At 59.7% G+C, this 1,806-nt stretch carries 2 protein-coding genes; both read right to left on the bottom strand.

Features of this window, described 5'->3' with window-relative positions; genetic code table 11:
* Nucleotides 1-354 (bottom strand): protease pro-enzyme activation domain-containing protein (locus tag VIW95_RS14345; RefSeq protein ID WP_331587704.1); only part of this gene is annotated, 354 nt, incomplete at its 3' end.
* Between the two features lie 292 nt (nucleotides 355-646).
* A partial coding sequence (locus VIW95_RS14340) for a class I tRNA ligase family protein (protein WP_331587702.1) occupies nucleotides 647-1,806 on the bottom strand: 1,160 nt, incomplete at its 5' end.

The raw sequence follows: 1,806 nt of genomic DNA, 5'->3' as shown, positions 1-1,806 counted from the left end.
ACCGATGCGATAGTCCGCGATGCGCACGTCGAACGCGCGCTCTGCCTGCGCTCGAGTGCCGCGCATCGTGAGCGTCAGCCGATTCCTGGAGCCGCGCTCAAGTTTGAATCCCTTCGACCTCATCCAGCGCAGCATGGAGTTGTAATCGGCTCGGCTCGGACCGAAGCGATTGGCAATCTGTTGCTGAGTCAGGAAGTGATGAAAGGCCGGCGATTTGGGATCATAGAGGTCGTGCAGAAAGCGCTCGAACCCCGACTGGTCGTCACGCTTGAGGACGAGTGTGAGCGAGAGAGTTCCACTTTCGGTTTTGGCGCTTGAAGGAACGACGCTCGCCTTCGCAATTGCTGACAGCACGTGACCCGGCAGACGAACCGTGGCGGGCGTAGTTTCCTTAGGATGATCGAGGCTCGCGTTTGCTAGCGATGGTTTCGCGGCGAATATCGAAACGAATGATACGACTAGCAGCCATAAAAGACTCCGAGACCATCGATCCGGAACTTTCATTGTGAATCCCCGCCTTAGACAGCTCTTACCGCATTCAGACTCGCGACAACGCCCGGCAATTGTGATTCGGGCAGTTTGGCTGCGAAATCTAGCTCAAGTCAAGCTGAATCGAGCGGGGATGCTGCCGAGCAGGCGTCGAGTATTAGGAAGGGGCTTTCTTTTCAATGCGTGGGAACAGCGGCGTCGTTGGATTTACGCGATGGCCCGGCTTGATGCCTTGTCCATACGGCGCACGCGCGAGTTTGTCGCCTACATTTAGTAGGGCGATGATCTTTTTGGACGTCACCGGCATGAAGGGCTCCAGGGAATCGGCGACGACGCGCAGTCCCTCGACGAGGTTGGCGAGGATCTGCGCGACGCGCGGCAGCTGGGCGGCGTCTTTCGCGAGCGTGAACGGCGCGGTCGCGACGATATATTTGTTGGCTGCGTCCAGTGCTTGCCAGATGACTTCCAGAGCGCGATTGAACGACAGCTCCTCGACCAGCGGCGCGATGCGCCACGGAATCGCGGTGAAGGTCTCGACCAGCGCCACGTCGAGCGGATCGTTGCCGACACCCGGCGCGGCGGTAATCGCGCCTTCGAAGTATCGCGCCGCCATCGAGAGCACGCGGCTGGTCAAGTTGCCAAGGTCGTTGGCCAGGTCGGAGTTGTAGCGATCGATCACGCGCTGTTCGGTGAAGTCACCGTCGAGGCCGTAAGTGAACTCGCGCAGGATGAAGAAGCGCAAGACGTCGGGGCCGACACTTTGCTGATAGGCGACGGGGTCCTGGATGGTGCCCGAGCTCTTCGACATCTTCGCGCCGCCCAAATTCAGAAAGCCGTGGACGTTGAGGTGACGGTAGAGCGGCAAGCCGGCCGACAACAGCATCGCGGGCCAGTAGGTCGCGTGCGTCTTGAGAATATCCTTGCCGATGAAGTGTTCAGTCACCGGCAGAATCGCGCTCAGCGCCGCGTCGCTGGTGTCAGGCAGTTCACTCACGTAGGCCCAGAAGGCGTCGTACCAGACGTACGTGACGTACTTGTCGTCAAACGGCATCGTGATGCCCCAATCGAGGCGCGCCTTGGGACGCGAGATGCATAGGTCCTCGAGCGGATCGTCGAGCATCCGCAGCGCCTCATTGCGATAGCGCTCGGGGCGGATGAAGTCGGGATTTTTCTCAATGTTGCGGCGAATCGCCTCGCGATGCTTCTCGAGCTTGAGGAAGTAGTTGCCCTCCTTGATGCGCTCGACGGGAGTGTTATGCACCGGGCAGATGTTGCCGGGCAGCAATTCTTTCTCGGTGTAGAAGCGCTCGCATCCGA

This window comes from Binatus sp. (SeqCode) (assembly GCF_036522015.1).
Lineage (GTDB): Bacteria > Desulfobacterota > Binatia > Binatales > Binataceae > Binatus.
Note: the sequence above shows the minus strand (reverse complement) of the source record. Positions and strands in the feature narration are given on the sequence as shown.